Source organism: Sphingomonas sp. BK345 (assembly GCF_014193845.1).
GTDB lineage: Bacteria > Pseudomonadota > Alphaproteobacteria > Sphingomonadales > Sphingomonadaceae > Sphingomonas.
The window spans coordinates 845,860-865,423 of the sequence record NZ_JACHZX010000001.1; the positions used below are offsets into that span (position 1 = coordinate 845,860).

At 71.6% G+C, this 19,564-nt stretch carries 26 protein-coding genes; 13 read left to right on the forward strand and 13 right to left on the reverse strand.

Going from position 1 to position 19,564, the window contains the following annotated elements:
- Positions 1–121: 121 nt before the first annotated feature.
- Positions 122–550: a TIGR01244 family sulfur transferase gene (locus FHY03_RS03800; protein ID WP_183921916.1), complete on the forward strand. Its 429-nt coding sequence runs from the start codon at positions 122–124 to the stop codon at positions 548–550.
- A gap of 9 nt (positions 551–559) precedes the next feature.
- Positions 560–946, forward strand: coding sequence for a hypothetical protein (locus tag FHY03_RS03805; protein WP_183921917.1), 387 nt, complete (start codon positions 560–562; stop codon positions 944–946).
- Positions 947–1,153: 207 nt separating this feature from the next.
- Here the strand turns inward: FHY03_RS03805 and FHY03_RS03810 are convergent, their stop codons facing one another.
- Positions 1,154–3,790 (reverse strand): EAL domain-containing protein, encoded by a 2,637-nt coding sequence (locus FHY03_RS03810; protein ID WP_183928831.1) that lies wholly within the window; start codon positions 3,788–3,790, stop codon positions 1,154–1,156.
- Between the two features lie 378 nt (positions 3,791–4,168).
- Here FHY03_RS03810 and FHY03_RS03815 point away from each other — a divergent pair, with 378 nt between their 5' ends.
- On the forward strand, positions 4,169–5,686 hold the full coding sequence (locus tag FHY03_RS03815) for a fumarate hydratase (RefSeq protein WP_183928833.1): 1,518 nt from the start codon (positions 4,169–4,171) through the stop codon (positions 5,684–5,686).
- 64 nt (positions 5,687–5,750) lie between these two features.
- Here the strand turns inward: FHY03_RS03815 and FHY03_RS03820 are convergent, their stop codons facing one another.
- The 3 genes from FHY03_RS03820 to FHY03_RS03830 form a co-directional block, all read right to left on the reverse strand.
- Complete coding sequence (locus tag FHY03_RS03820; RefSeq protein ID WP_183928835.1) at positions 5,751–6,296, reverse strand: hypothetical protein; 546 nt, start codon at positions 6,294–6,296, stop codon at positions 5,751–5,753.
- A gap of 117 nt (positions 6,297–6,413) precedes the next feature.
- Complete coding sequence (locus FHY03_RS03825) at positions 6,414–7,118, reverse strand: class I SAM-dependent methyltransferase (protein ID WP_183928837.1); 705 nt, start codon at positions 7,116–7,118, stop codon at positions 6,414–6,416.
- 696 nt (positions 7,119–7,814) lie between these two features.
- Complete coding sequence (locus FHY03_RS03830) at positions 7,815–8,360, reverse strand: hypothetical protein (RefSeq protein WP_311721298.1); 546 nt, start codon at positions 8,358–8,360, stop codon at positions 7,815–7,817.
- Positions 8,361–8,462: 102 nt separating this feature from the next.
- On the opposite strand from FHY03_RS03830, the gene FHY03_RS03835 reads away from it, so the two are divergent.
- Both FHY03_RS03835 and FHY03_RS03840 read left to right on the forward strand, forming a co-directional pair.
- Positions 8,463–8,831, forward strand: a complete 369-nt coding sequence (locus FHY03_RS03835; RefSeq protein WP_183921922.1) for a PRC-barrel domain-containing protein — start codon at positions 8,463–8,465, stop codon at positions 8,829–8,831.
- An 11-nt stretch (positions 8,832–8,842) separates the two neighbouring features.
- Positions 8,843–8,980 carry a hypothetical protein gene (locus FHY03_RS03840; protein ID WP_183921923.1) on the forward strand — a complete coding sequence of 46 codons (138 nt, stop codon included), beginning with the start codon at positions 8,843–8,845 and terminating at the stop codon, positions 8,978–8,980.
- Positions 8,981–9,127: 147 nt separating this feature from the next.
- Here the strand turns inward: FHY03_RS03840 and rpmG are convergent, their stop codons facing one another.
- A complete protein-coding gene (gene rpmG / locus FHY03_RS03845) occupies positions 9,128–9,295 on the reverse strand; it encodes a 50S ribosomal protein L33 (RefSeq protein WP_022687989.1) in 168 nt (55 codons plus the stop codon).
- Positions 9,296–9,470: 175 nt separating this feature from the next.
- Here rpmG and FHY03_RS03850 point away from each other — a divergent pair, with 175 nt between their 5' ends.
- The 7 genes from FHY03_RS03850 (at position 9,471) to FHY03_RS03880 (ending at position 13,704) form a co-directional block, all read left to right on the forward strand.
- Complete coding sequence (locus FHY03_RS03850) at positions 9,471–9,779, forward strand: hypothetical protein (RefSeq protein ID WP_183921924.1); 309 nt, start codon at positions 9,471–9,473, stop codon at positions 9,777–9,779.
- 223 nt (positions 9,780–10,002) lie between these two features.
- Positions 10,003–10,500: a Dps family protein gene (locus tag FHY03_RS03855; RefSeq protein ID WP_183921925.1), complete on the forward strand. Its 498-nt coding sequence runs from the start codon at positions 10,003–10,005 to the stop codon at positions 10,498–10,500.
- 28 nt (positions 10,501–10,528) lie between these two features.
- On the forward strand, positions 10,529–10,714 hold the full coding sequence (locus FHY03_RS03860) for a DUF1328 family protein (protein ID WP_183921926.1): 186 nt from the start codon (positions 10,529–10,531) through the stop codon (positions 10,712–10,714).
- A gap of 31 nt (positions 10,715–10,745) precedes the next feature.
- Positions 10,746–12,347 carry a cisplatin damage response ATP-dependent DNA ligase gene (locus FHY03_RS03865; protein ID WP_183928839.1) on the forward strand — a complete coding sequence of 534 codons (1,602 nt, stop codon included), beginning with the start codon at positions 10,746–10,748 and terminating at the stop codon, positions 12,345–12,347.
- Positions 12,348–12,435: 88 nt separating this feature from the next.
- Positions 12,436–12,882 carry a VOC family protein gene (locus FHY03_RS03870; protein ID WP_183921928.1) on the forward strand — a complete coding sequence of 149 codons (447 nt, stop codon included), beginning with the start codon at positions 12,436–12,438 and terminating at the stop codon, positions 12,880–12,882.
- The gene (locus FHY03_RS03875; RefSeq protein ID WP_183921929.1) at positions 12,879–13,181 is read left to right on the forward strand and encodes a polyhydroxyalkanoic acid system family protein; all 303 of its coding nucleotides are present in this window, start codon (positions 12,879–12,881) and stop codon (positions 13,179–13,181) included. The genes FHY03_RS03870 and FHY03_RS03875 overlap by 4 nt, the downstream gene beginning before the upstream one ends.
- 88 nt (positions 13,182–13,269) lie before the next feature.
- Complete coding sequence (locus FHY03_RS03880) at positions 13,270–13,704, forward strand: response regulator transcription factor (protein ID WP_183921930.1); 435 nt, start codon at positions 13,270–13,272, stop codon at positions 13,702–13,704.
- Positions 13,705–13,907: 203 nt separating this feature from the next.
- Here FHY03_RS03880 and FHY03_RS03885 read toward each other — a convergent pair whose 3' ends face one another.
- Positions 13,908–14,687: a hypothetical protein gene (locus tag FHY03_RS03885; protein ID WP_183921931.1), complete on the reverse strand. Its 780-nt coding sequence runs from the start codon at positions 14,685–14,687 to the stop codon at positions 13,908–13,910.
- A 57-nt stretch (positions 14,688–14,744) separates the two neighbouring features.
- Here FHY03_RS03885 and FHY03_RS03890 point away from each other — a divergent pair, with 57 nt between their 5' ends.
- Positions 14,745–15,425: a tRNA (guanosine(46)-N(7))-methyltransferase TrmB gene (locus tag FHY03_RS03890; RefSeq protein ID WP_183921932.1), complete on the forward strand. Its 681-nt coding sequence runs from the start codon at positions 14,745–14,747 to the stop codon at positions 15,423–15,425.
- 159 nt (positions 15,426–15,584) lie between these two features.
- Here the strand turns inward: FHY03_RS03890 and FHY03_RS03895 are convergent, their stop codons facing one another.
- From FHY03_RS03895 to FHY03_RS03925, 7 genes are all read right to left on the reverse strand, one after another.
- Positions 15,585–15,950, reverse strand: a complete 366-nt coding sequence (locus tag FHY03_RS03895) for a TrbC/VirB2 family protein (RefSeq protein WP_183928841.1) — start codon at positions 15,948–15,950, stop codon at positions 15,585–15,587.
- Positions 15,947–16,477, reverse strand: coding sequence for a TrbG/VirB9 family P-type conjugative transfer protein (locus FHY03_RS03900; protein WP_311721312.1), 531 nt, complete (start codon positions 16,475–16,477; stop codon positions 15,947–15,949). The genes FHY03_RS03895 and FHY03_RS03900 overlap by 4 nt, the downstream gene beginning before the upstream one ends.
- Before the next feature lie 270 nt (positions 16,478–16,747).
- Positions 16,748–17,215, reverse strand: coding sequence for a PilZ domain-containing protein (locus tag FHY03_RS03905; RefSeq protein ID WP_183921935.1), 468 nt, complete (start codon positions 17,213–17,215; stop codon positions 16,748–16,750).
- Between the two features lie 111 nt (positions 17,216–17,326).
- The gene (locus FHY03_RS03910) at positions 17,327–17,521 is read right to left on the reverse strand and encodes a hypothetical protein (RefSeq protein WP_183928845.1); all 195 of its coding nucleotides are present in this window, start codon (positions 17,519–17,521) and stop codon (positions 17,327–17,329) included.
- Positions 17,522–17,653: 132 nt separating this feature from the next.
- Positions 17,654–18,532, reverse strand: a complete 879-nt coding sequence (locus tag FHY03_RS03915) for a polysaccharide deacetylase family protein (protein WP_183928847.1) — start codon at positions 18,530–18,532, stop codon at positions 17,654–17,656.
- 119 nt (positions 18,533–18,651) lie between these two features.
- Positions 18,652–18,933 (reverse strand): DUF427 domain-containing protein, encoded by a 282-nt coding sequence (locus FHY03_RS03920; RefSeq protein WP_183921938.1) that lies wholly within the window; start codon positions 18,931–18,933, stop codon positions 18,652–18,654.
- A gap of 47 nt (positions 18,934–18,980) precedes the next feature.
- Complete coding sequence (locus FHY03_RS03925; protein WP_183921939.1) at positions 18,981–19,436, reverse strand: globin domain-containing protein; 456 nt, start codon at positions 19,434–19,436, stop codon at positions 18,981–18,983.
- Positions 19,437–19,564: the final 128 nt, after the last annotated feature.

Here is a 19,564-nt window from a genome sequence, read left to right on the forward strand (position 1 = left end):
CACCCACCGGCCGCTCTTCCCCCTCGCCGTCGCGCCCGTCCGCCGCTAAGCGTTGCTCTCCCGCGACGGGACGAACGGGATCAGTGACGCGGCGGCCCGTCCGCGCTAGAGGCACCATCCTATGTTGCGCATCATCGACGAGACGATCGCGGTCGCGCCGCAGATCCGGCCCGAGGACCTGCCCGCCATCGCCGCCGCCGGCTACAAAGCCGTCGTCAACAACCGCCCCGACGGCGAGGAACCCGGCCAGCCCGACGGCGAGTCGATCCGCGCCGCGGCCGAGGCGGCGGGGCTGCGCTACACCGCGATCCCGATCACCCACGCCGGCTTCTCGCTGCCGCAGGTCGAGGCGATGACCGCGGCGCTGGCTGCGGCGGGCGGCCCGGTGCTGGCCTATTGCCGCTCGGGCACGCGCTCGTGCAACCTGTGGGCGCTCGCCGGCGCGGCGCGCGGCGACGACGCCGACTCGCTCACCGCCAAGGCGGCGGCGGCGGGCTATGACCTCACCAACCTGCGTCCCCTGCTCGACGCGGTGGCGCGGCGCGGCTGAGCCGGTACGATGGGGCTGGCGGCATGGCTCGGCCTCGGCCGGGCGCACCGGATGATGCGATCGGTCGACGAGGCGATCGAGGCGGTCGGCGTCGCGCTGCCGCGCTTCGCCGCCTTCGACGCGGTGATCGCGGAGGACGGCCGCGCCGCGCTGGTGATCGACTCGACCGGGGTGATCGCGCTGGTGCTGGTGCGCGGCGCACGGGTGCGGGCGCGTTTGGTCGAGTGGGCGATGGTGCGGCAGACTCACGCGGGCATCCTGGTCGAGACCGGTGACCGCGGCTTCGGCGACGTGCTGCTGGCGGGGGTGAGCGCGATCGACGTGCGCCGCCTCGGCATGCCGCCGCTGCCGCAGCGCGAGCCTGCCACGATCGTCGGGTCGCTCGAGACCGCCTAAACGGAAGTTAAGGGGTCGAAGGCAGCTCGTCCTTCCGACGAGGCATAGCTCTGCGGAACTTCCGAAACGCTCTTCACCTTCCGTCATCCCGGACCTGGTCCGGGATCCACTCTTCCGCATAAGAAACGCTTTCAGAGTATGCGGAAACGGTGGATCCCGGACCAAGTCCGGGATGACGAGGATTGAGGACGCCCCGCCCTTGCCCGCTCACGCCGCGCGACGCGGCACCGGCTGATTGAGCCACTCCAGGTCGAACGCCGCGTCGAACTGGAGCCCGGCGCGGCCCTCGTCGTCGACCCAGCGCAGCGTCGCCGCCAGCGCCAGCCCGTCCTCCAGCTCCAGCGCGACCGGATAGCCGATCGCGGCCGCGGGCAGGTCGACGCCATCGATCATCGCCCCCGCCGGCGAGATGTTGCGCACGCGCACCTCGGCGCGCTCGCCCGCCAGCTCGAGCCGCGCCGAGCGCAGCACGCGGTGGCGCGGCGCGCGGCTGGTCTTGTGCCCGATCGGCACCGCATAGCCCTCCGCCTCGGCGAGCTGCGCGCGCACCGTGCCGGCATCGGCGGGGCGACCGTAGACATAGCCCTGGATATGGCTGCACCCCAGGCCGCGGATCAGCACGATCTCGTCCTGCTGCTCGACCCCTTCCGCGGTCGTCTCCATGCCGAGCGTCTCGGCCAGGCTGACGATCGCGCGGATGATGGCGGCGTTGCGGTTGCCCGGCTGGATCGCGCCGCGCACGAAGCTCTGGTCGATCTTGATCTTGTCGAACGGCGCCTTGCGCAGATAGCCGAGGCTGGAATAACCGGTGCCGAAGTCGTCGAGCGCGAGCCGCACGCCCAGCGCCTTGAGCGCGCGGAACATCTGCTCCGACGAGGCATCCTCGTTGAGGAACACGCCCTCGGTGATCTCCAGCTCGAGCCGGTGCGGCGCCAGCCCCGTCGCGGCGAGCGCGCCCGCCACCAGCGCCGGCAGCCGCGGGTTGGCGAACTGGATCGGCGAGACGTTGACCGCGACCCGGACGTGATCGGGCCAGCCCGCCGCCTCGGCACAGGCGGTGTCGAGCACCCACGCGCCGATCGCCTCGATCAGCCCGCATTCCTCTGCCACCGGGATGAACTCGGCGGGGCTGACGGCCCCGCGCTGCGGATGGTCCCAGCGCACCAGCGCCTCATAGCCCATGATGCGCGCGTCCGCGGTCGACACTACCGGCTGGTAGGCGAGGCGGAACTGGCCCGCGGCGAGCGCGCGGCGCAGGTCGTCCTCCAGCCGCTTGCGGTTCTGCGCGCCGTGCAGCAGCTCCTCGCGATAGAAACGGTGGACGCCGCGCCCGTCGGCCTTGGCGGCGTAGAGCGCGAGGTCGGCGTTGCGCACCAGCTCTTCCTGCGCCGCGCCGTCGGCGGGAGCGATCGCGACGCCGACCGAGCAGCCGATCGACAAGGTCGAGCGGTCGATGTGATAGGGCAGCGACAACGCCGCGATCACGCGCTGCGCCAGCGCGCCGAGCCGGTCGCGGTCGCCCTCGTTGGGGACGATCACCTTGAACTCGTCGCCGCCGAGCCGCCCGACCAGACCGGCGTCGCCGATGGTGCGCTGCAGCCGCTGCGCGACTTCCTTGAGCAGCTCGTCGCCGACCTGGTGGCCGAGCGTATCGTTGACCGCCTTGAAGCGGTCGAGGTCGAGCAGGAACAGACCGGTCGGGTGAGTGCCGCCCGCCTGCGCCTGCGCCAGCGTCTGCTCGAGCGCGAGCCGCATGCGCTGGCGGTTGGCGATGCCGGTGAGCGCGTCGAACAAGGCGAGCCGCTTGATCTCGGCCTCGGCGCGGCGCTGCTCGGTCAGGTCCGAGCCCGCGCCGATGAAGCCCTGGAAGCGGTCGAGCTCGTCGCGCGCGGGGCGGCCCGAGATCGACCACCAGCGCTCGGCGCCGCTGCCCCCCGCGGCCGGGCGCACCGAGTAATCGGTGAAGGAGGTGCGCGACGAGAGGTGGAAGCTCAGCGTCCGCTCGGTCTCGACCCAGGCCGAGTCGACGCGGAACACGTCGGTGAGCGGGGCGCCGATCGGCTCGATGCCGAGCGCGCGCAGCTCGCGCGCGACCTTGTCGGAGAGATAGGTGAGCCGGCCGCGACGGTCGCTCTGCCAGAACCAGCCGGCGCCGTGCGCCTCATATTCGGCGACGAGGCGGCTGTCGCGTCGCTCGGCGTCGCGGCGCTGCCGCCGCTCGGCGAGCGCGCGCTGGCGGACGAGCGCGGCACGGCCGATCGCGAGCGCCACCGCCGCGGCGGTGCCGAGCGCGAGCGCGGCCGGCAGCGGCGCGGCGCCGGTGAGCGCCACCGCGGCGAGCGCGAGCGTCACCACCAGCGCCAGCGCGGCGGCACGCAGCGGCTGGAGCGCGAGCGCCAGCGCGATCAGCGCGGCGGCACCCGCCACGCCGGCGGCGGGGTGCAGTGCGGGCGGGAGCGTCGCGGCGGCGTGCGCGCCGAGCGCGAGCAAGAGCGCGATCGCGCTGCCGCCGGCGCTGACGGTGGCGATGCGCCAATGGCTCGGGCTCGCCGCCGCGCGCGGGTGCGCCGCGACTGCCCAGCAGCCGATCGCGAGCAGCACGGCCGGCGCGACGCACCATGCCAGCCCCGCCGCGGCGGTGCTGGCGGAGGCGCGCACCAGCAGCGTGAGCGGTGCGAGCACCAGCACCGCCGCGACGGCGGGCCACAGCGCGGCGCTGGCGGCGAGCGCGGCAAGGCGCGACTCCTCCACCAGCGCGTCCGACGCGGGCGCGAGCCCGAGCGCCTCGGCGAGCGCGCGCGGGCCGCCGGTCGGTTCGTCTCGGTCGGGGGCGGGCGGGCGCATGGCCTTGTCCTACCGCGACATCCTTGCGTTTTCCTTTGCGCCGGGCGGAGCGTGGAGCGGGGACGGTCGCGACTGCCCCGATGTGCTCGGGATTGGCGGCGTTCCCATAGTCTCGGAAGCGAAGAGGTGGAGCAGACCCTCGACGCTCTTCACCGTCCGTCATCCCGGACTTGGTCCGGGATCCACCCGTCCGCGAAAGCAACGTCCCAAGAGGATGCGGCACCGTGGATCCCGGACCAGGTCCGGGATGACGGGGTGAGGAAAGCTGCGAAGGGGGAAGTCACTGGTACCCGCCCGGGATCGTCACCGCCCAAGGTGCCCCATCGCGCCCCGCCCCAACAGTTGCCCGTCCCCCGGCAGCGTCGTACAGCCGCGCGCATGACGACGATCCGCGAAGCCGACCTGATCGAGAGCGTGGCCGACGCGCTCCAGTTCATCAGTTACTACCATCCGATGGATTACATCCGCGCGCTGGGCGAGGCCTATGCCGCGGAGCAGAGCCCCGCCGCCAAGGACGCGATGGCGCAGATCCTCACCAACAGCCGGATGTGTGCCGAGGGGCACCGCCCGATCTGCCAGGATACTGGCATCGTCACCGTCTTCGTCAAATGGGGGCAGGACTGCCGGCTGGAGAGCCGGCGCTCGCTCCAGGAGGTCGTCGACGAGGGCGTGCGCCGCGCCTATCTCCACCCCGAGAACAAGCTGCGCGCCTCGATCCTGGCCGACCCCGCCTTCACCCGGCGCAACACGCGCGACAATACGCCGAGCGTGCTCCACGTCGAGTTGGTGCCGGGCGACAAGGTGCACATCGACGTCGCGGCCAAGGGCGGCGGCAGCGAGAACAAGTCCAAGTTCAAGATGATGAACCCCAGCGACTCGATCGTCGACTGGGTGCTCGAGATGCTCCCGCAGATGGGCGCGGGCTGGTGCCCGCCGGGGATGCTCGGCATCGGCATCGGTGGCACCGCGGAGAAGGCGATGGTGCTCGCCAAGGAATCGCTGATGGGCCAGATCGACATGGCGCAGCTCAAGGCGCGCGGGCCGAAGAACGACCTGGAGGCGCTGCGCATCGAGCTGTTCGACAAGGTCAACGCGCTCGGCATCGGCGCGCAGGGGCTGGGCGGGCTCTCGACCATCCTCGACGTCAAGATCCTCGACTGGCCGACCCACGCCGCGTCCAAGCCGGTGGCGATGATCCCGAACTGCGCCGCGACCCGCCACGCACACTTCACGCTCGACGGCTCGGGGCCGGTGTACCTGGAGGCGCCAAAGCTCGCCGACTGGCCGCAGGTCGACTGGCAGCCCGACAGCGCCGCGATCCGCGTCGACCTCGACACGCTGACGCCCGAGGTGGTGCGGACGTGGAAGCACGGCGACCGGCTGCTGCTCAACGGCAAGATGCTCACCGGGCGCGACGCCGCGCACAAGCGCATCGCCGACATGCTGGCGAAGGGCGAGCCACTGCCGGTCGAGTTCAAGGGGCGCGTGATCTATTACGTCGGCCCGGTCGATCCGGTCGGCGAGGAAGTGGTCGGGCCGGCGGGGCCGACCACGGCGACGCGGATGGACAAGTTCACGCGCATGATGCTCGAGCAGGGCCTGCTCGCGATGGTCGGCAAGGCCGAGCGCGGCCCGGCCGCGACCGAGGCGATCCGCGATCACCAGAGCGCCTATCTGATGGCGGTCGGCGGCGCGGCCTATCTGGTCGCGCGCGCCATCAAGGGCAGCAAGGTCGTCGGCTTCGCGGACCTCGGGATGGAGGCGATCTACGAGTTCGAGGTGAGCGATTTCCCGGTCACCGTCGCGGTCGACGCCGAGGGGCAGAATGTCCACCAGCTCGCGCCGCTGGTGTGGCGCGAGAAGATCGCGCGGGAGCGATTGTTGCAGCCGGCGTGAGCCGGGCGGCGGTGCTCCCTGTCATGGGGCACCGCCGCCGTCGCCCAAGGTCTCGGCCGTCCTGCTAACGCCGTTTGAACGGCTCCTGCTCCCACGCGGGAGCGGCAGGCGCGGCGATTGCCGCGCAGATCTGAACGATCGCGGCGGTCCATGCCGTCAGGTAGACCGCGATCCAGAGATGATCGCCGCGCGTCACGCCTAATAGCGCAACGCTTTTCGCCACCACCCCACCGATGACCAGCGGCAGGCTGAGCGCCAATGTTGCCATGACCAGCAAGGTCCAGCGGTGTCCCTCGAAGGTCTTCATGACGCCGCGCGCCGCGCCGGCCGCCCGTACGCTCGCCATCAGCATGACGAACCCACCGAGCACCAAGGCAAGGCGCTGTCCCGTCTGGAGGTAGAGCGTGTCCGTCCCGTGTAGCCCGGCGCTCGCATAATGAAGGAGGACGAGCAGATATTGCAGCGGGACGAGGACGAAACCGTACAGCATCACCATCAGCAAGACCGCGAGACAGCTCTTATCTAGTCGATGCACGACTCTCGGGTGCGCATGCAGGATCTTGTTACGACGCGCTGCTATCGCAGCCAGCCACAGATAGATCCGCTGCATCGCGGCTTTCCTTCCGATCGGCCTGAACGACTCAGGTTCGAACGGAAGAATGACATAGCCGGTACAAACCCGCAACAGGAGCGTCGCTGGGCGTCGACCTGTGACCGGCGCCGCGGCTCAGTCGCGCCGGAACAGCACCGCCTCGCCCGCCCCGGCGGCGACGCGCCAGCCCTCCGCCGCCAGCGCATCGCGGTGGCGCGGGGTGACGTACAGCAGCCGCACGTCGCGCTCGGGCGGCAGCGCCGCCAGCCGCCGCGCCACCGCGCGGATGATCGCCTCCTCGAACGGGTTGAAGAGATAGACGAGCAGGTCGCCGTCGGGGAGCGCGACCGCGGTGGCGTCGCCCAGCAGCGCGCTCGCGCGCGGGTCGCCGCGGCGCGCGAGGTTGCGCGTCGCGGTGGCGTGCAGCTCGGCGGCGAACTCCACGCCGGTGACGGCGCGGAATGGATAGTCGCAGGCGAGCAGCAGCGCGCGCCCCTTGCCCGAGCCGAGGTCGAGGAAATGGAAGCGCGACAGGTCGCCGTCGACCAGCGCCATCGCCGCCGCGAACACGTCGGGGTCGGAGGCGACATGGTCGATGCCGTAGCGCGCGTTGGGGCTGTCGATCGCGAGCGTGTAGAGCCGCTGGACTCCGCCGGTGTCGCTGTCGTGGGCCGAGTCATAGGCGGCGTCGCGCGCGGCCTTGGCGGCGAGATAGTCGCCGAGCCCGGTACCCGGGCGCGCGCGGCGCAGCAGTCGCCGCGCCGCCTCGAGCGGCCCCTCGTCGGCGACGATCGCGCCGAGCCGCCGCGCCGCCTGACCGAACCGTGCGAGCCTGCCCAACCCCCGCTCCCCTTCTCACCCATGCCAGATATGAGAAGAGGTTGCCGGACCCCGCCGAAGCGGTGCCCGACAACCCCTAAACATGGTCAGCGGCCGGAGAGCTCCAGCCCGGGAGACCATGCAGGCCTCCGACAGAATGACCTACCTCGTTGTCAGGGGGAGGATACCCCCCGAGGCAGACCGTACCGTCAGAAGCGCGTCCCCCGAACGAACTGAACCGACCCCATTGCTGAACCATGAGACATCGGATCACCTCCTTTCGCTGATTGATAACGAGCGCGGTCCTCGCGAACCGCACGGTCAATGTGAGCCGCGCGCGACTCGGATACAAGTCTTGTGTTGCGGGCCGGATTGTACGATTCTCGCACGCTCGGTTTTCGCGTTAGGGCGGGACAGTTGGCGGTGCCGGGCTCACTCGATGCATCGACGCGCCGCTTATACCCAGGTCGCTGTTCTCGCCGGCCTCTGCGTGGGCTTCCCGACATCCGCCGATCGGGCGACCGGTTTCACACCCCCTTCGTCATCCCGGACTTGTTCCGGGATCCAGCCTGCCGCGAACGCAGAAGGCGTTGCTCGTGCTGAAGAGTGGATCCCGGGCCAAGTCCGGGATGACGGCGGGAGGCGTGTTGCAGCGGTTCGGTCCATCCGTCCGTGGGTGGTAGCCCTATGCACGTAGGCACGTGACCGCTCAGCCCCTCACCCGCGGCAGTCCTCGATCACGCGCGCCAGCTCGGCCCAGGGCGGCAGCACCAGCGGCGCGCTGCCCGGCTGCTCCAGCGTGAAGCGGCCACGGCTGAACACCATCGCGTCGAGCAGCCGGTCGCTCGCCTGGAGCGCCACCCCCGCGCCGCCCGCCACCGCGGTCGCGGGCAACGTGCGTGTCGTCGCGCTGGTGCGCACCGTGAGCGGCGCGGCGACGCCGCCGACCCGGGTCAGCGTCACCGTGCGCGCGGCGCGGTCGCAGCGCGCGGTGGCGACCGCGGTCGTGCCGGTGCCGAAGCTGGCGACCGTGCCGGCGGCGTCGCGCGTGTAGCGCCACGTCCCCGGCGTGCGCGGCCAGTCCTGCCACTCCGCCGCGAGCGGCGCGGGCGCGGGGGCCGGCGGCGGAGGCGGCGGCGCGGGCGCAGGAGTCGGCGCGGGCGCGGGCGGCGGCGGAGTCACCTGCGGCACGCAGCCGGCGGCGAACGTCAGCATGGCGGTGAGCGGCGCGAGGCGCGCGCGCGAGGAAAAGTATCGAGGCACGATCGGGGCCTATGCCGGAAGCGACGGGCGCGCTCAACCGCGCGGAACCGCGGCGCGGCGCGGGCGGTTCTCGACTGATAACGTTTGTTGATGGAGTCACCGATGGCCGACGACGCGCCGACCCAGATCCTCGTCCAGTCGAATCTGGGGGAGACGATGAAGGTGGACAGCCGCGACGGCGACCATCTCGGCGCGGTCCATGCCTTCATGGTGCACAAGGCGTCGGGGCGCGCGACCCACGCGGTGCTCAGCCTCGGCGGCTTCCTCGGCATGGGCAAGAGCTTCTATCCCCTGCCCTTCGCGCTGCTGCAGTTCGATCCGGTGCGCGACCGTTACGTCGTGACGATCGACCGCCGCCTGCTCGAGGGCGGGCCGAGCTGGGCCAATAATGCGCCGGTGTTCGACCAGGCCTATGCCGATCGCGTCGCCAGCTACTACCAGGTGCGCGGCGAGAATCTCGCCGCCGAGTGAGGAGAGGATCGATGCCCGAGCCGGACCACGACGACGCGGTGGAAGAGACGGTCGAGGAACTGCTGACCGACCCCGACGCGCCGGAGCACGGCACGCACCCGCGACCGCCGCAGACGATCGACGCCGAGCCGAGCGGGGACAAGCGCTAGCGCGCGCGAACCGGTGCTCCCGCGCACGCAGGAGCATCGGCCCAGAGGCCCGACCCCGAGGCGGCACCCACGCGAAAAGAGCCGCCGGCCTGACGCCCGCGGCTCCCGCGATCAGCCGGCGACGGACGGCCGCGCCGCCCGCGACGCTTACTTGATCTTGGCTTCCTTGAACGCGACGTGCTTGCGCACGACGGGGTCGTACTTGTTGAAGCTCAGCTTCTCGGTCTTGGTGCGCGGGTTCTTCTTGGTGACGTAGAAGAAGCCGGTGTCAGCCGAGCTGACGAGCTTGATCTTGACGGTGGTCGGCTTGGCCATGACCGGTTCCTAAGCGAATGAAACAAGAAAGCGGCGAAGCTTGCCTCGCCGCGTCAGACGCGGGCGCTTGGCGCATGCGGCACGCGGAGTCAAGTGCGGCGCGGCATTAAGCATAAGGTAAGGGGCGCGGGCGCAGGGTGTGCGGATCGGGACTCACCCGAGCAGGATCACGCGCATGGACGACATGGATATCCTCGCGATCAAGGCGCATCTGGCGCGGCGCATCGCCGCGATCGACTGGCGCGCCGGGCCGGCGCGGCTCGCGCCCGAACTCGACGGCATCCGCGTCGCCGCCGAGCAGCACCGGCTGCTGCCGGTGGTGACGGTGGCACAGTCGCTCGGCACCGCGATCGGCCGCGGCGAGCGCGGCGTGCTGGTCCACGACTGGCTCGGCCTGCTCGGCGAGGCGGTGGCGAGCGGCGCGCAGGACGAGGCGACCTCGCGCGCCTTCGCCGCCGCCTGCGCGGTGCGGCTGGCGGCGTAAACGCTCAAGATCCTCCCCGCTTGCGGGGAGGGGGACCAGCTGAAGGCTGGTGGAGGGGGATCTCCCCGCAGCGCAGCGACTGTGGCAGCCCCCCTCCACCACCGCGCTGCGCGCGGCGGTCCCCCTCCCCTTGCAGGGGAGGAGCTTGCCTCCCTTGCCTTGACCGGACCCAATCGCGCCCCACATCGTTTCGCTCCCGATCAGTGAAACGACGGAGCCGCCCGTGGCCGATACCAATCCCGCCCTCGATACCCCCACCGACCTCGCGCGCAACGACACCCGCAGCGTCGCCGACGCGCTCAACGCTGCGCTGGCCGACAGCTATGCGCTGTATCTGAAAACCAAGAACTTCCACTGGCACGTGTCGGGGCCGCACTTCCGCGACTATCACCTGCTGCTCGACGATCAGGCGGCGCAGATCCTCGGCGCCACCGACGCGATCGCCGAGCGCGTGCGCAAGACCGGCAACACCACGCTGCGCTCGATCGGCGACATCGCGCGGCGGAGCTCGATCCGCGACAATGACGCCGATTTCGTCGCGCCCGAGCAGATGCTGGCCGAGCTGCGCGACGACAATCTCACGCTCGTCCAGCGCTTCCGCGACGTCAAGGAAGCCGCCGAAGAGGCGAAGGACAATGCCACCAGCGGCATCGTCGACGACTGGACCGACCAGGCCGAGGAACGCGCCTGGTTCCTGTTCGAGGCCAGCCGCAAGGCCTGACCGCACTAACCGTAGAAGGAGCCGAGCGATGCTGAAACTGGCCGTGATCTTCCTCGTCGTCGGGCTGCTGCTCGGCGCGCTCGGCTTCGGCGGCATCGGCGGCGCCTTCGTCGGGATCGCCAAGATCCTGTTCTTCATCGCGCTGGCGCTCTTCCTGATCTTCCTCGTGCTCGGCATCACCGCGGGCAAGAAGGTCAAGGACACGCTGGACTGAGACGCGCGGGCGAGTGGAGCGTTAGCACCGCATGCACGCCTTCGCCGCGCTCCTCGACTCGCTGATCTACACCCGCGGGCGCAACGCCAAGCTCAAGCTGATCGGCAATTACCTCCGCGCCACGCGCGACCCCGACCGCGGCTGGGCGATGGCGGCGCTGACGGGCGACCTCGACCTGCCCGCGGTCAAGCCGGCGCTGATCCGCGCGCTGATCGAGTCGCGCGTCGACCCGGTGCTGTTCCGCATGAGCCGCGACTATGTCGGCGACACCGCCGAGACGGTGGCGCTGCTCTGGCCGGTGCCGGACGTGCCGCCGACCGACGTCACGCCGCTGACCGTCGGCACGGTGGTCGACCGGCTCATGCACCTGTCGCGCTCGGACGCGCCCGCCGCGCTCGCGGGCATGCTCGACCGGCTCGACGCCGAGGAGCGGTTCGCGCTGCTCAAGCTGGCCACCGGCGCGCTGCGCGTCGGTGTCTCGGCGCGGCTCGCGAAACAGGCGCTGGCCGACGCGTTCGGGCTCGACGTCGAGGCGGTGGAGGAGGTGTGGCACGGGCTCGCCCCGCCCTACCCCACCCTGTTCGCCTGGGCCGAGGGCACCGGCGAGCAGCCGACCCCGGCGGACGTGCCGGTGTTCCGCCCCTTCATGCTGGCGCATCCGCTCGAGGACCTGCGCGTCGACCTCGCCGATTATGCCGCGGAGTGGAAGTGGGACGGCATCCGCGTCCAGCTCGTCCATGTCGCGGGCGCGACGCGGCTGTACAGCCGCACCGGCGACGACGTCACCGCCGCCTTCCCCGACGTGGCCGCGGCCTTCGCGACCTACGGCGTGGTCGACGGCGAGCTGATGGTGCGCGGCGATGCGCAGGGCGCGCGGCTGGGCGAGAGCGAGGGCGAGGGTGCGGGCAGCTTCAACGCGCTGCAGCAGCGGCTCGGGCGCAAGCTGGTCTCGGCCAAGATGCTGGAGGAGGCGCCCGCCTTCGTCCGGCTCTATGACATCCTGTTCGACGGCGCCGAGGACCTGCGCGCTTTGCCCTGGACCGAGCGGCGCGCGCGGCTGGAGGCGTTCGCGGCGCGGCTCGACCCGACCCGCTTCGACGTCAGCAGCGTGATCGCGGCGGAGGATTTCACCGCGCTGGAGGGGATCCGCGCCGGCGCGCGCGACGCCGCGATCGAGGGCGTGATGCTCAAGCGCCGCGACTCGCCTTACGTGGCGGGGCGCCGCGCCGGGCTGTGGTACAAATGGAAGCGTGACCCGCTCACCGCCGACTGCGTGATGATGTACGCGCAGCGCGGCAACGGCCGGCGCTCGAGCTGGTACAGCGACTATACCTTCGGCTGCTGGACCGACGAGGGCGAGCTGCTGCCGGTGGGCAAGGCCTATCAGGGCATCACCGACCAGGAGATCGCGCAGCTCGACCGCTTCGTGCGCCAGCACACGCTCAACCGCTTCGGCCCGGTGCGCGAGGTGGAGAAGTCGCTGGTGCTGGAGGTGGCGTTCGACTCGATCCACGAGTCGAAGCGGCACAAGTCCGGACTGGCGATGCGCTTCCCGCGGATCGCGCGAATTCGCACCGACAAGCCCGCCGCCGAAGCCGACACGCTGGCGGCGCTGCGCAAGCTGGTGACGTGAGGGGCATGTGGCCGCAGGCCGAGTGCGCCCAATCGCGCGACTCGCTCGCCCCTTTCCCCGGCAGCGCCGCATGAGGTACACCCATTCCATGACGCTGCGCCCCTTTCACCTCGCCTTCCCGGTCCACGACCTCGCCGAAGCGCGCGCCTTCTACGGCGGCGTGCTGGGCTGCGCGGAGGGGCGCTCAAGCGAGTCCTGGATCGACTTCGACTTCGGCGGCCACCAGATCGTCGCGCATCTCGATCCCGCCGCGCAGCCGGTCGCGGTGACCAACCCGGTCGACGGCCATGACGTGCCCGTGCCGCACTTCGGCATCGTACTGACCATGGCGGACTGGCAGGCGCTCGCCGCGCGCGTCGAGGCGGCGGGAGTGCGCTTCGGCATCGCGCCGCACGTCCGCTTCCAGGGCCAGGCGGGCGAGCAGGCCACCATGTTCTTCCGCGATCCCAGCGGCAACGCGCTGGAGTTCAAGGCCTTCGCCGACGACTCGCAGCTCTTCGCCACCGCCGCGCGCGTACCGGAGGCGGTGGCATGAGCCGCCCGGTCGAGGTCGATCTGCCGCACCAGCTCGGCCGCGCCGGCGCCAAGCAGCGGATCGAGGGCGGGTTCGGCAAGCTCGCCGGCTATGTCCCCGGCGGCCACGTCACCGAGCATCGCTGGGACGGCGACACGCTCCACTTCACCGTCGAGGGCATGGGGCAGCGCGTCGGCGTGCGGCTCGACGTGGCGGACAATAACGTCCACGCGGTGTTCGAGCTGCCCGGGCTGCTCGCCATGTTCGCCGAGCCGCTGCGCGAGAAGCTTCAGAAGGACGGGCCGAAACTGCTCTCCTGAGGGCGACGCCTCCGCGGCGCACCGCATCGTTAACCGGCCGTTCGCCATTTGATGGCATCCCGCGCCTCATCGCGGAGATCACGGGACCATGGCGCATATCATCGTCGCCGACGACGACGACATCTGGGGCGAGCTGGTGTGCGACGCACTGCGCGCCGCCGGTCACACCGCGGGCGCGCTGACCGACAGCCGCGACGCGCTGCGCGCGATCAAGGCGCGCCGGCCCGATCTGGTCGTGCTCGACTGCAGCATGCCCGAGCTGAGCGGCGTGCTGCTGCTGCAGGAGCTGCGCAAGTCGCCACAATTGTTCGACCTGCCGGTGCTGATGCTGACCGGGCGGCGCAACGACCAGGACGTGCAGCTCGCCTATTTCGCCGGCTGCAACGACTATCTCAAGAAGCCGTGCGACCCCGAGGAAGTGGTCTATCGCGTGCAGCGGCTGCTGGAGAAGTTCCCGCCGGCGGTGGCGCCGATACGCCGCGTCGCGCCGGGCAGCTTCGGGCGGCGCGCGCCCGGGCGCTGAGACCCACCGAATGGCGCCCGCCTCCCCCCGTCGTCCCGACGGGCATCGACGCCCCCCAACCTACTGGCCGCCATCCTGTAATCGGCCCGAGGCCCCATCGTGCCGCGTTCGCCCGGGCACCGGCGCGGGCGGGCCGGTGGATGCCGGACCGGGTTCAGCCTGACGCTTCGCGGAGCCAGACCAGTGTCGCGTGGCGGCGCCGCTCACCCCGCCGCGGTATAGGCCGCGAACGGCTCCTCCAGCAGCAGCCGCCCGTCGCGCCACACCTGCACCGCGCCGCCGCCCTGCGCCGGCTCGAGCGAGGCGATCACGCGATAGACGAAGCCGTCGCGCTCGAACTGGTAGGTGCGTCGCTCGCGCGCGCTATCGATCACGCGACCGCCGTCGATCGTCAGCGAGGCGCGCGTGCCGCGGCCGCCCCAGGGCACGTCGACCGCGCCGAGCTCGGCATCGTGGTTGTAGCTGGAATAGCGATAGCCGCCGCGCGCGTCGCCGGTGACCTGGATCGAGCGCTTGGCAGTGACCCCCAGCACGCGCGTCTGCGCGGCGAAGCGGCACTGGCTGGTGGTCGGGCCGTAGCGCAGCGACACCACCGTCGGCGTGGTCGCGCCGGGCTCGACCATCTGCGGGCTGACCGTCTCGACCGCGCCGACCTCGCGCCCCGCGGCGTTGGTCAGCGTGTACCAGACGTGCCCCATGCCCGCGTCGCCCTGGCCGACGCGCACCGTCGCGCGATGCGTCGCCAGTCCGGGCTTGGCGTAGCTGGTGAGCGTCACCTGGCCGTCGCGGTCGGGCGGAGACATCGCGATCGCCCAGTCGCGGTCGGTCGAGTCGCACAGGAAGGCGGCGGGCTTCCACGCGCCGTCGACCCGCTGCATCGACACCGCGCCGAGCGCGCGCAGCTGCGCCACGCCCGCCGCCGGCAGCGCCACCGCGCCCGCCGTGATCCCTGCCGTCATCGCGCCGATCACCCACGCTCGCATCGTCGATCTCCGTTTCCCGCGTTTCGTTTTGGCGCGCGAGGCGATAGGCGGCGCTGCATGAACGATCCCACAACGATCCGACGCCTCTACGGCCGCCGCCAGGGCCATGCGCTGCGCGCCGGCCAGGCCGCGCTGGTGGAAGAACTGCTGCCCCGGCTGGCGCTGCCCGAGAGCGGCGCGCTCGACTCGCGCGTACTGTTCGGCGACGACCGCCCGCTCCAGCTCGAGATCGGCTTCGGCGCGGGCGAGCATCTCGCCGCGCAGGCGGCGGCGGCGCCGGGCACCGGCTTCATCGGCTGCGAGCCCTTCCTCAACGGCGTGGTCGGCGCGCTCGGCCACGTGCGCGACCGCGCGCTCGGCAACGTGCGGATCCACATGGGCGACGCGCTCGAGGCGGTGGAGCGGCTGCCCGACGAGTCGCTCGATCGGGTCTATCTGCTCCACCCCGATCCCTGGCCCAAGGCGCGCCACGCCAAGCGGCGGATGATGAACCACGGCCCGCTCGACCTGATCGCGCGCAAGCTCAAGCCGGGGGCGGAGTTCCGCCTCGGCACCGACGATCCGACCTACTGCCGCTGGGCGATGATGATCATGGACCAGCGCCGCGACTTCACCTGGACCGCGACGACTCCCGCCGATTTCCTCGAGCGCCCGGCCGACTGGCCCGAGACGCGCTACGAGCGCAAGGCGCGGCGCCAGGGGCATGAGGTCTGGTATTTCAGGTACGTGCGGGGGTAAGCCGAGCCGCGGTCAGCGCAGGTCGACATAGCCGATGCGGCGATATTCACCGGCTCGGTCGTGTAGATGAGCACCGCGCGTCCACGCCGGCGCCAGCAGACCGATCGACAGGCCCACCATGTGTCGCATGGGGCATGTGCTGTTCGTCGCTGTCGCGCCTCACCGCACCGGCACCGCGGCGCCGGCATAGGGGTCATATTCCTCGGGCTGTGCGGGCGCGGCGAGGCGCGGGGGCGGTGCGGCCGGGAGGTCTGCGACCGCCTCGCGCTCGGACGTCGCCGCGGCGGCGTGCAGCAGCCCCGCCGCCACCGGACCGGCACCGAAGATCAGGAAGCAGCCGAGCAGCGCGCGTCCCGCGCGACGCAGCGGCAGCCGCCCTTGCAGCAGCAGCAGCCCGAGCCCCGCGACCGCCAGCGTCGCCGCGCCGGTGGCGAGCTCGCCGGTCGCGGCCGCGACGACCCACGCGGCCGCGTCCGCCAGCGGCGCGCCCGCGGCCGGGTCAGCCAGCGGCGGGGTGACGATCACCGTCGCTCCGGGCCGGAGGGAGCGGCGGCGGGCGGCAGCCGCTCGGCGCACGCGCGCTGCCGGTCGAGCCGGAAGACCAGCTCGCCGACCACTTCGTCCAGAACGAAGAACTTGCCGCGCATGTTGCCGTTGAGCAGCGTCTCGGTGCCGCGGTCGCGACGATAGACCGCGGGCAGCGGCCCGTCCGCGGGCCATTCGATGAAGGTGCGGGTGCCGTCGTCGCTGATCGCCGCGGGATAGAGCGCGCGCTGGCCGCTCAGCCGATAGTCCGCGATCATCGGTCCCGTCGCCGCGACGCTGCCGCCCGGCAGCGCGCCGGCGCCCGGCCCGGCCGGGTAGCGGAAGCGGATCGCGGAGGGCAGGTCACCGCCGGGCTCCGCCACGCCGACGAGCTCGAACTGATAGCGCCGCACGTCGGTCGCCACCGTCATGTTGGTCGGCGCGTTCAGCTGGAGCGGCTTCACGAACAGCAGGTTGCCCGCCTTGTTCGCGGTCACCTGCCAGGCCGCGCCGTCGCCCAGCGCGATGGTTGCCGATCCGCTCGTCGGAGGCGAGCTCGATCGTCACCTGATAACCCGGCGCGGCGCGAAGGCGGACGACCTGATCGTCGCGATAGGCGATCGACTGGATGCGCGAGTCGCCGGGCTGCGCGCTGGCGGGCGCGGCGAACGCCAGCGCGACGGCGCAGCGCAGCGTGCGGGAAGGACCGCCGCTGGCTCGCCTGCCGATCCCCGACCCTCGCCCCACCGCCTCGTCCCGATCGCGTCGCTCTCTCTTATAGGCGCGTCGCGCCCGCCTCAGATCGCGGCGATGAAGGTGATGATGGCGATCCAGCTCAGCGCGCAGAAGCCGGCGATCAGCAGGAAGCGCGTGCGGATCGGCAGCTTCTCGACGTCGGGCACGTCGGCGTCCGCGTCGAAGACGTGGAGCGGCCGGTCGTCGGACAGCGCCACCACCGGCGTGTCCTCGCCGACGCGCGCGAGCAGGCTGGGGGGCACGTGGCTGATGAAGGCGCAGCCGTAGCCGGTGCGGGTGCGGCGTACCACCAGCGCCTCGACCCGCCCCAGCCCCGCGATGCCGAGCGAGATCAGCTCGCCGACGCTCACCTCCTCGGGGGTGAGGATATGGCAGCCCGAGAGCGAGATCTGGTCGACCACCACGTCGAGCGGCACCTGCGACGCGCCGCGCAGCGTCGACGGCGCGTCCGTGTCGTACCGCTCACCGGCGCGACGCGTGCGATAGACTCGGGCGGCGACCTCGATCATCTCTCTCCTATCCGCTATGGGATAGGGCTGAGCTCCTTACCTTAACATTCCGTAGTTTACGTCGAAATGCCGGGTCGGTCGGGTGGCGCGGCCCGCCGGCCGCCGCTGCCCTCAGGCCGGCTTGGCGCCGGGCGTGCCGCATTTGGCGAACTGGCCCTTGGCGTTCTTGCACTTGGTCGCCTTGGCCGGGGCGGTGGCGCATTTGACGAACTTGCCGGTCTTGGGATCCTTGCACGCCGCGGCGAGCGCGGGCGTGGTGCCCGCGAGCAGTGCGGCGGCAGCGACGACGAAAGAGAGCGAACGCATCGGACCCATCCTCCCGCCCGATGATCGGGCACCGATGATGCTACGCTTAGTTAACGCCCACTCAACCTGAATCATCGTGTGCCGACAGCGGCCTAGTTCCGTCGGGCGCGCCGCTCGACGCCGAGGACGCGTTCACGCTGCGAGGTCGTTCGCCTCGACGTGCGCGGCGATCGCGCCCGCGGTGGTCCACCAGATGCGCGGGTCGTCGGCCTCGCGCAGCTCGGTCAGCACGCGCGCGAGCGCGGGTGTGCGGTGTGGCTGCCCCATGATGTACGGGTGGAGCGCGATGCCGAGCACCAGCGGGCGGCGGTCGCACTCGGAGAGCAGCTGCGTCACCGCGGCGCGGATCATCGCGGCGAAGGTCTCTGCCTCCTGGTGGCGCGCGACGATCGCGGGGATGTCGTTGACCTCCTGCGAGTAAGGGATGGAGAGCAGCCCGCCGTGGCGGGTCGAGAGCCGCGTCGGCTGGTCGTCGTGCGCCCAGTCGAGCACGTAGCGATAGCCGTGGCGCGCGAGCAGGTCGGGGGTGCGCTCGCTCTCCGAGATCCACGGGCCGAGCCATCCGGTCGGGGTCACGCCGAGCGCGGCCAGCCGCTCGGTCACCCGCGCGATCATCGACGCCTCGCCACGCCGCCCCATCTCGCCCTGCGCCTGCGCGTTGCTGGCACCGTGCGCCGCGATCTCGTCGCCGCGGTCACGGCAGGCCTCGGCGAGGCCGGGGCAGCGATCGAGCACCTCGGCGTTGAGCAGCGCGGTGGTGCGCAGCTCCAGTCGATCGAACAGCTCGAACAGACGCCACGCCCCGACGCGATTGCCATAGTCGCGCCAGGCGTAGTTGAGCACGTCGGGCTCGCCGTGCGCGGGGGCGAGCTGCGCGCCCAGACCCTTGCCGAAGCGGAACACCTCGTGGTTGACGCCCAGATAGATCGCGAGCCGGCGGCCGCCGGGCCAGTCGTAGACGGGGCGATCGACGATCGGGCGATAGGCATAGCGGTCATGGTGGTGGCTCATGCGCCGCCAACGCACGAGGAAGCTTCGGGGGGCGCGACGCCTGCGCCCGTCGTCGCCCCCTGCGCGCGGCGCCGCCGCGGGTGCCGGCGCGATGCCGCCCGCCGCGGCGGGGTCGCGCGTCAGCCGATCGTCACGCCCTTCCAGAAGGCGATGCGCCCACGGATCGCCGCCGCCTCGGGTTTCGGGTCGGGGTAATACCAGGCGGCGTCGATATTGTCGGCGCCGTCGACGCTGAGGCTGTGGTAATGCGCGACGCCCTTCCACGGGCAGATCGAGGTCGTGTCGCTCGGGCGCAGCAGCGCGGCGTCGACCGCCTCGGCCGGGAAATAGTGGTTTCCTTCCACCACGACGGTGTCGTCGCTGCGCGCGATCAGCGCGCCGTTCCACCGAGCCTCGACCATCCGCTATCTCCTGTCGACGACGTAGGTCGGCACGCCGGTCGCCACCGTCAAGGCACGCGCTCGGCCGCGGGGGCGGGCGGGTCGAGCATCGCCTCCGCCACGCCGGCGTAGAGCGTCTCCCAGGCGGCGCGGGTCGCGGTGTCGAAGCGGTCGCCCGCCATCTCGGCGAAAGTGTCGAGCAGCACCTCGCCGACATAGGCGTAATGGTGCGTCAGCACGCCGTAGCCGACGTGGCGCTGGCCGAGCGCCGCCAGCGCCGCGCGCGCCGCCCCGGGTTGGGCCTCGGGCTGGTCGAGCTGCGCGATCAGCGCGTCAACGGTGAGGCGGAACACGCTGATCTGGCGCGTCAGGTCGTCGGGGAACAGCGCGCGGGTGAAGGGATGACGCTCCAGCAGCCGGTGATAGAAGCGCGCCGAATAATCCTGCTCCATCCGCGTGATGGCGGCGTAGCTGGCGCGGACCAGCACCACCTGCGCGGGCGACAGCGTGACCGGGGCGCTCATCGCTCCCCGCACCGGCGCGCGCGACCGCAGGGAATGCCCGGCGGGTCACGCGTGATCGGGCGGCTCGGCTCCAGCATGGCGCCACGCTACACCGCCCGATCGGCTCGATCAGTAACGTGGGTGAGGAG

Excerpts from the sequence above, each read along its gene's own strand:
- FHY03_RS03890 (WP_183921932.1), top strand. The coding sequence starts at position 14,745 with ATGAACGATCCCACAACGATCCGACGCCTCTACGGCCGCCGCCAGGGC.
- FHY03_RS03905 (WP_183921935.1), bottom strand. The coding sequence starts at position 17,215 with ATGATCGAGGTCGCCGCCCGAGTCTATCGCACGCGTCGCGCCGGTGAG.
- rpmG (WP_022687989.1), bottom strand. The coding sequence starts at position 9,295 with ATGGCCAAGCCGACCACCGTCAAGATCAAGCTCGTCAGCTCGGCTGAC.
- FHY03_RS03840 (WP_183921923.1), top strand. The coding sequence starts at position 8,843 with ATGCCCGAGCCGGACCACGACGACGCGGTGGAAGAGACGGTCGAGGAA.
- FHY03_RS03810 (WP_183928831.1), bottom strand. The coding sequence starts at position 3,790 with ATGCGCCCGCCCGCCCCCGACCGAGACGAACCGACCGGCGGCCCGCGC.
- FHY03_RS03915 (WP_183928847.1), bottom strand. The coding sequence starts at position 18,532 with ATGAGCCACCACCATGACCGCTATGCCTATCGCCCGATCGTCGATCGC.
- FHY03_RS03865 (WP_183928839.1), top strand. The coding sequence starts at position 10,746 with ATGCACGCCTTCGCCGCGCTCCTCGACTCGCTGATCTACACCCGCGGG.
- FHY03_RS03805 (WP_183921917.1), top strand. The coding sequence starts at position 560 with ATGGGGCTGGCGGCATGGCTCGGCCTCGGCCGGGCGCACCGGATGATG.
- FHY03_RS03835 (WP_183921922.1), top strand. The coding sequence starts at position 8,463 with ATGGCCGACGACGCGCCGACCCAGATCCTCGTCCAGTCGAATCTGGGG.
- FHY03_RS03885 (WP_183921931.1), bottom strand. The coding sequence starts at position 14,687 with ATGCGAGCGTGGGTGATCGGCGCGATGACGGCAGGGATCACGGCGGGC.
- FHY03_RS03920 (WP_183921938.1), bottom strand. The coding sequence starts at position 18,933 with ATGGTCGAGGCTCGGTGGAACGGCGCGCTGATCGCGCGCAGCGACGAC.
- FHY03_RS03925 (WP_183921939.1), bottom strand. The coding sequence starts at position 19,436 with ATGAGCGCCCCGGTCACGCTGTCGCCCGCGCAGGTGGTGCTGGTCCGC.
- FHY03_RS03850 (WP_183921924.1), top strand. The coding sequence starts at position 9,471 with ATGGACGACATGGATATCCTCGCGATCAAGGCGCATCTGGCGCGGCGC.
- FHY03_RS03815 (WP_183928833.1), top strand. The coding sequence starts at position 4,169 with ATGACGACGATCCGCGAAGCCGACCTGATCGAGAGCGTGGCCGACGCG.
- FHY03_RS03880 (WP_183921930.1), top strand. The coding sequence starts at position 13,270 with ATGGCGCATATCATCGTCGCCGACGACGACGACATCTGGGGCGAGCTG.
- FHY03_RS03875 (WP_183921929.1), top strand. The coding sequence starts at position 12,879 with ATGAGCCGCCCGGTCGAGGTCGATCTGCCGCACCAGCTCGGCCGCGCC.
- FHY03_RS03870 (WP_183921928.1), top strand. The coding sequence starts at position 12,436 with ATGACGCTGCGCCCCTTTCACCTCGCCTTCCCGGTCCACGACCTCGCC.
- FHY03_RS03820 (WP_183928835.1), bottom strand. The coding sequence starts at position 6,296 with ATGCAGCGGATCTATCTGTGGCTGGCTGCGATAGCAGCGCGTCGTAAC.
- FHY03_RS03800 (WP_183921916.1), top strand. The coding sequence starts at position 122 with ATGTTGCGCATCATCGACGAGACGATCGCGGTCGCGCCGCAGATCCGG.
- FHY03_RS03910 (WP_183928845.1), bottom strand. The coding sequence starts at position 17,521 with ATGCGTTCGCTCTCTTTCGTCGTCGCTGCCGCCGCACTGCTCGCGGGC.
- FHY03_RS03860 (WP_183921926.1), top strand. The coding sequence starts at position 10,529 with ATGCTGAAACTGGCCGTGATCTTCCTCGTCGTCGGGCTGCTGCTCGGC.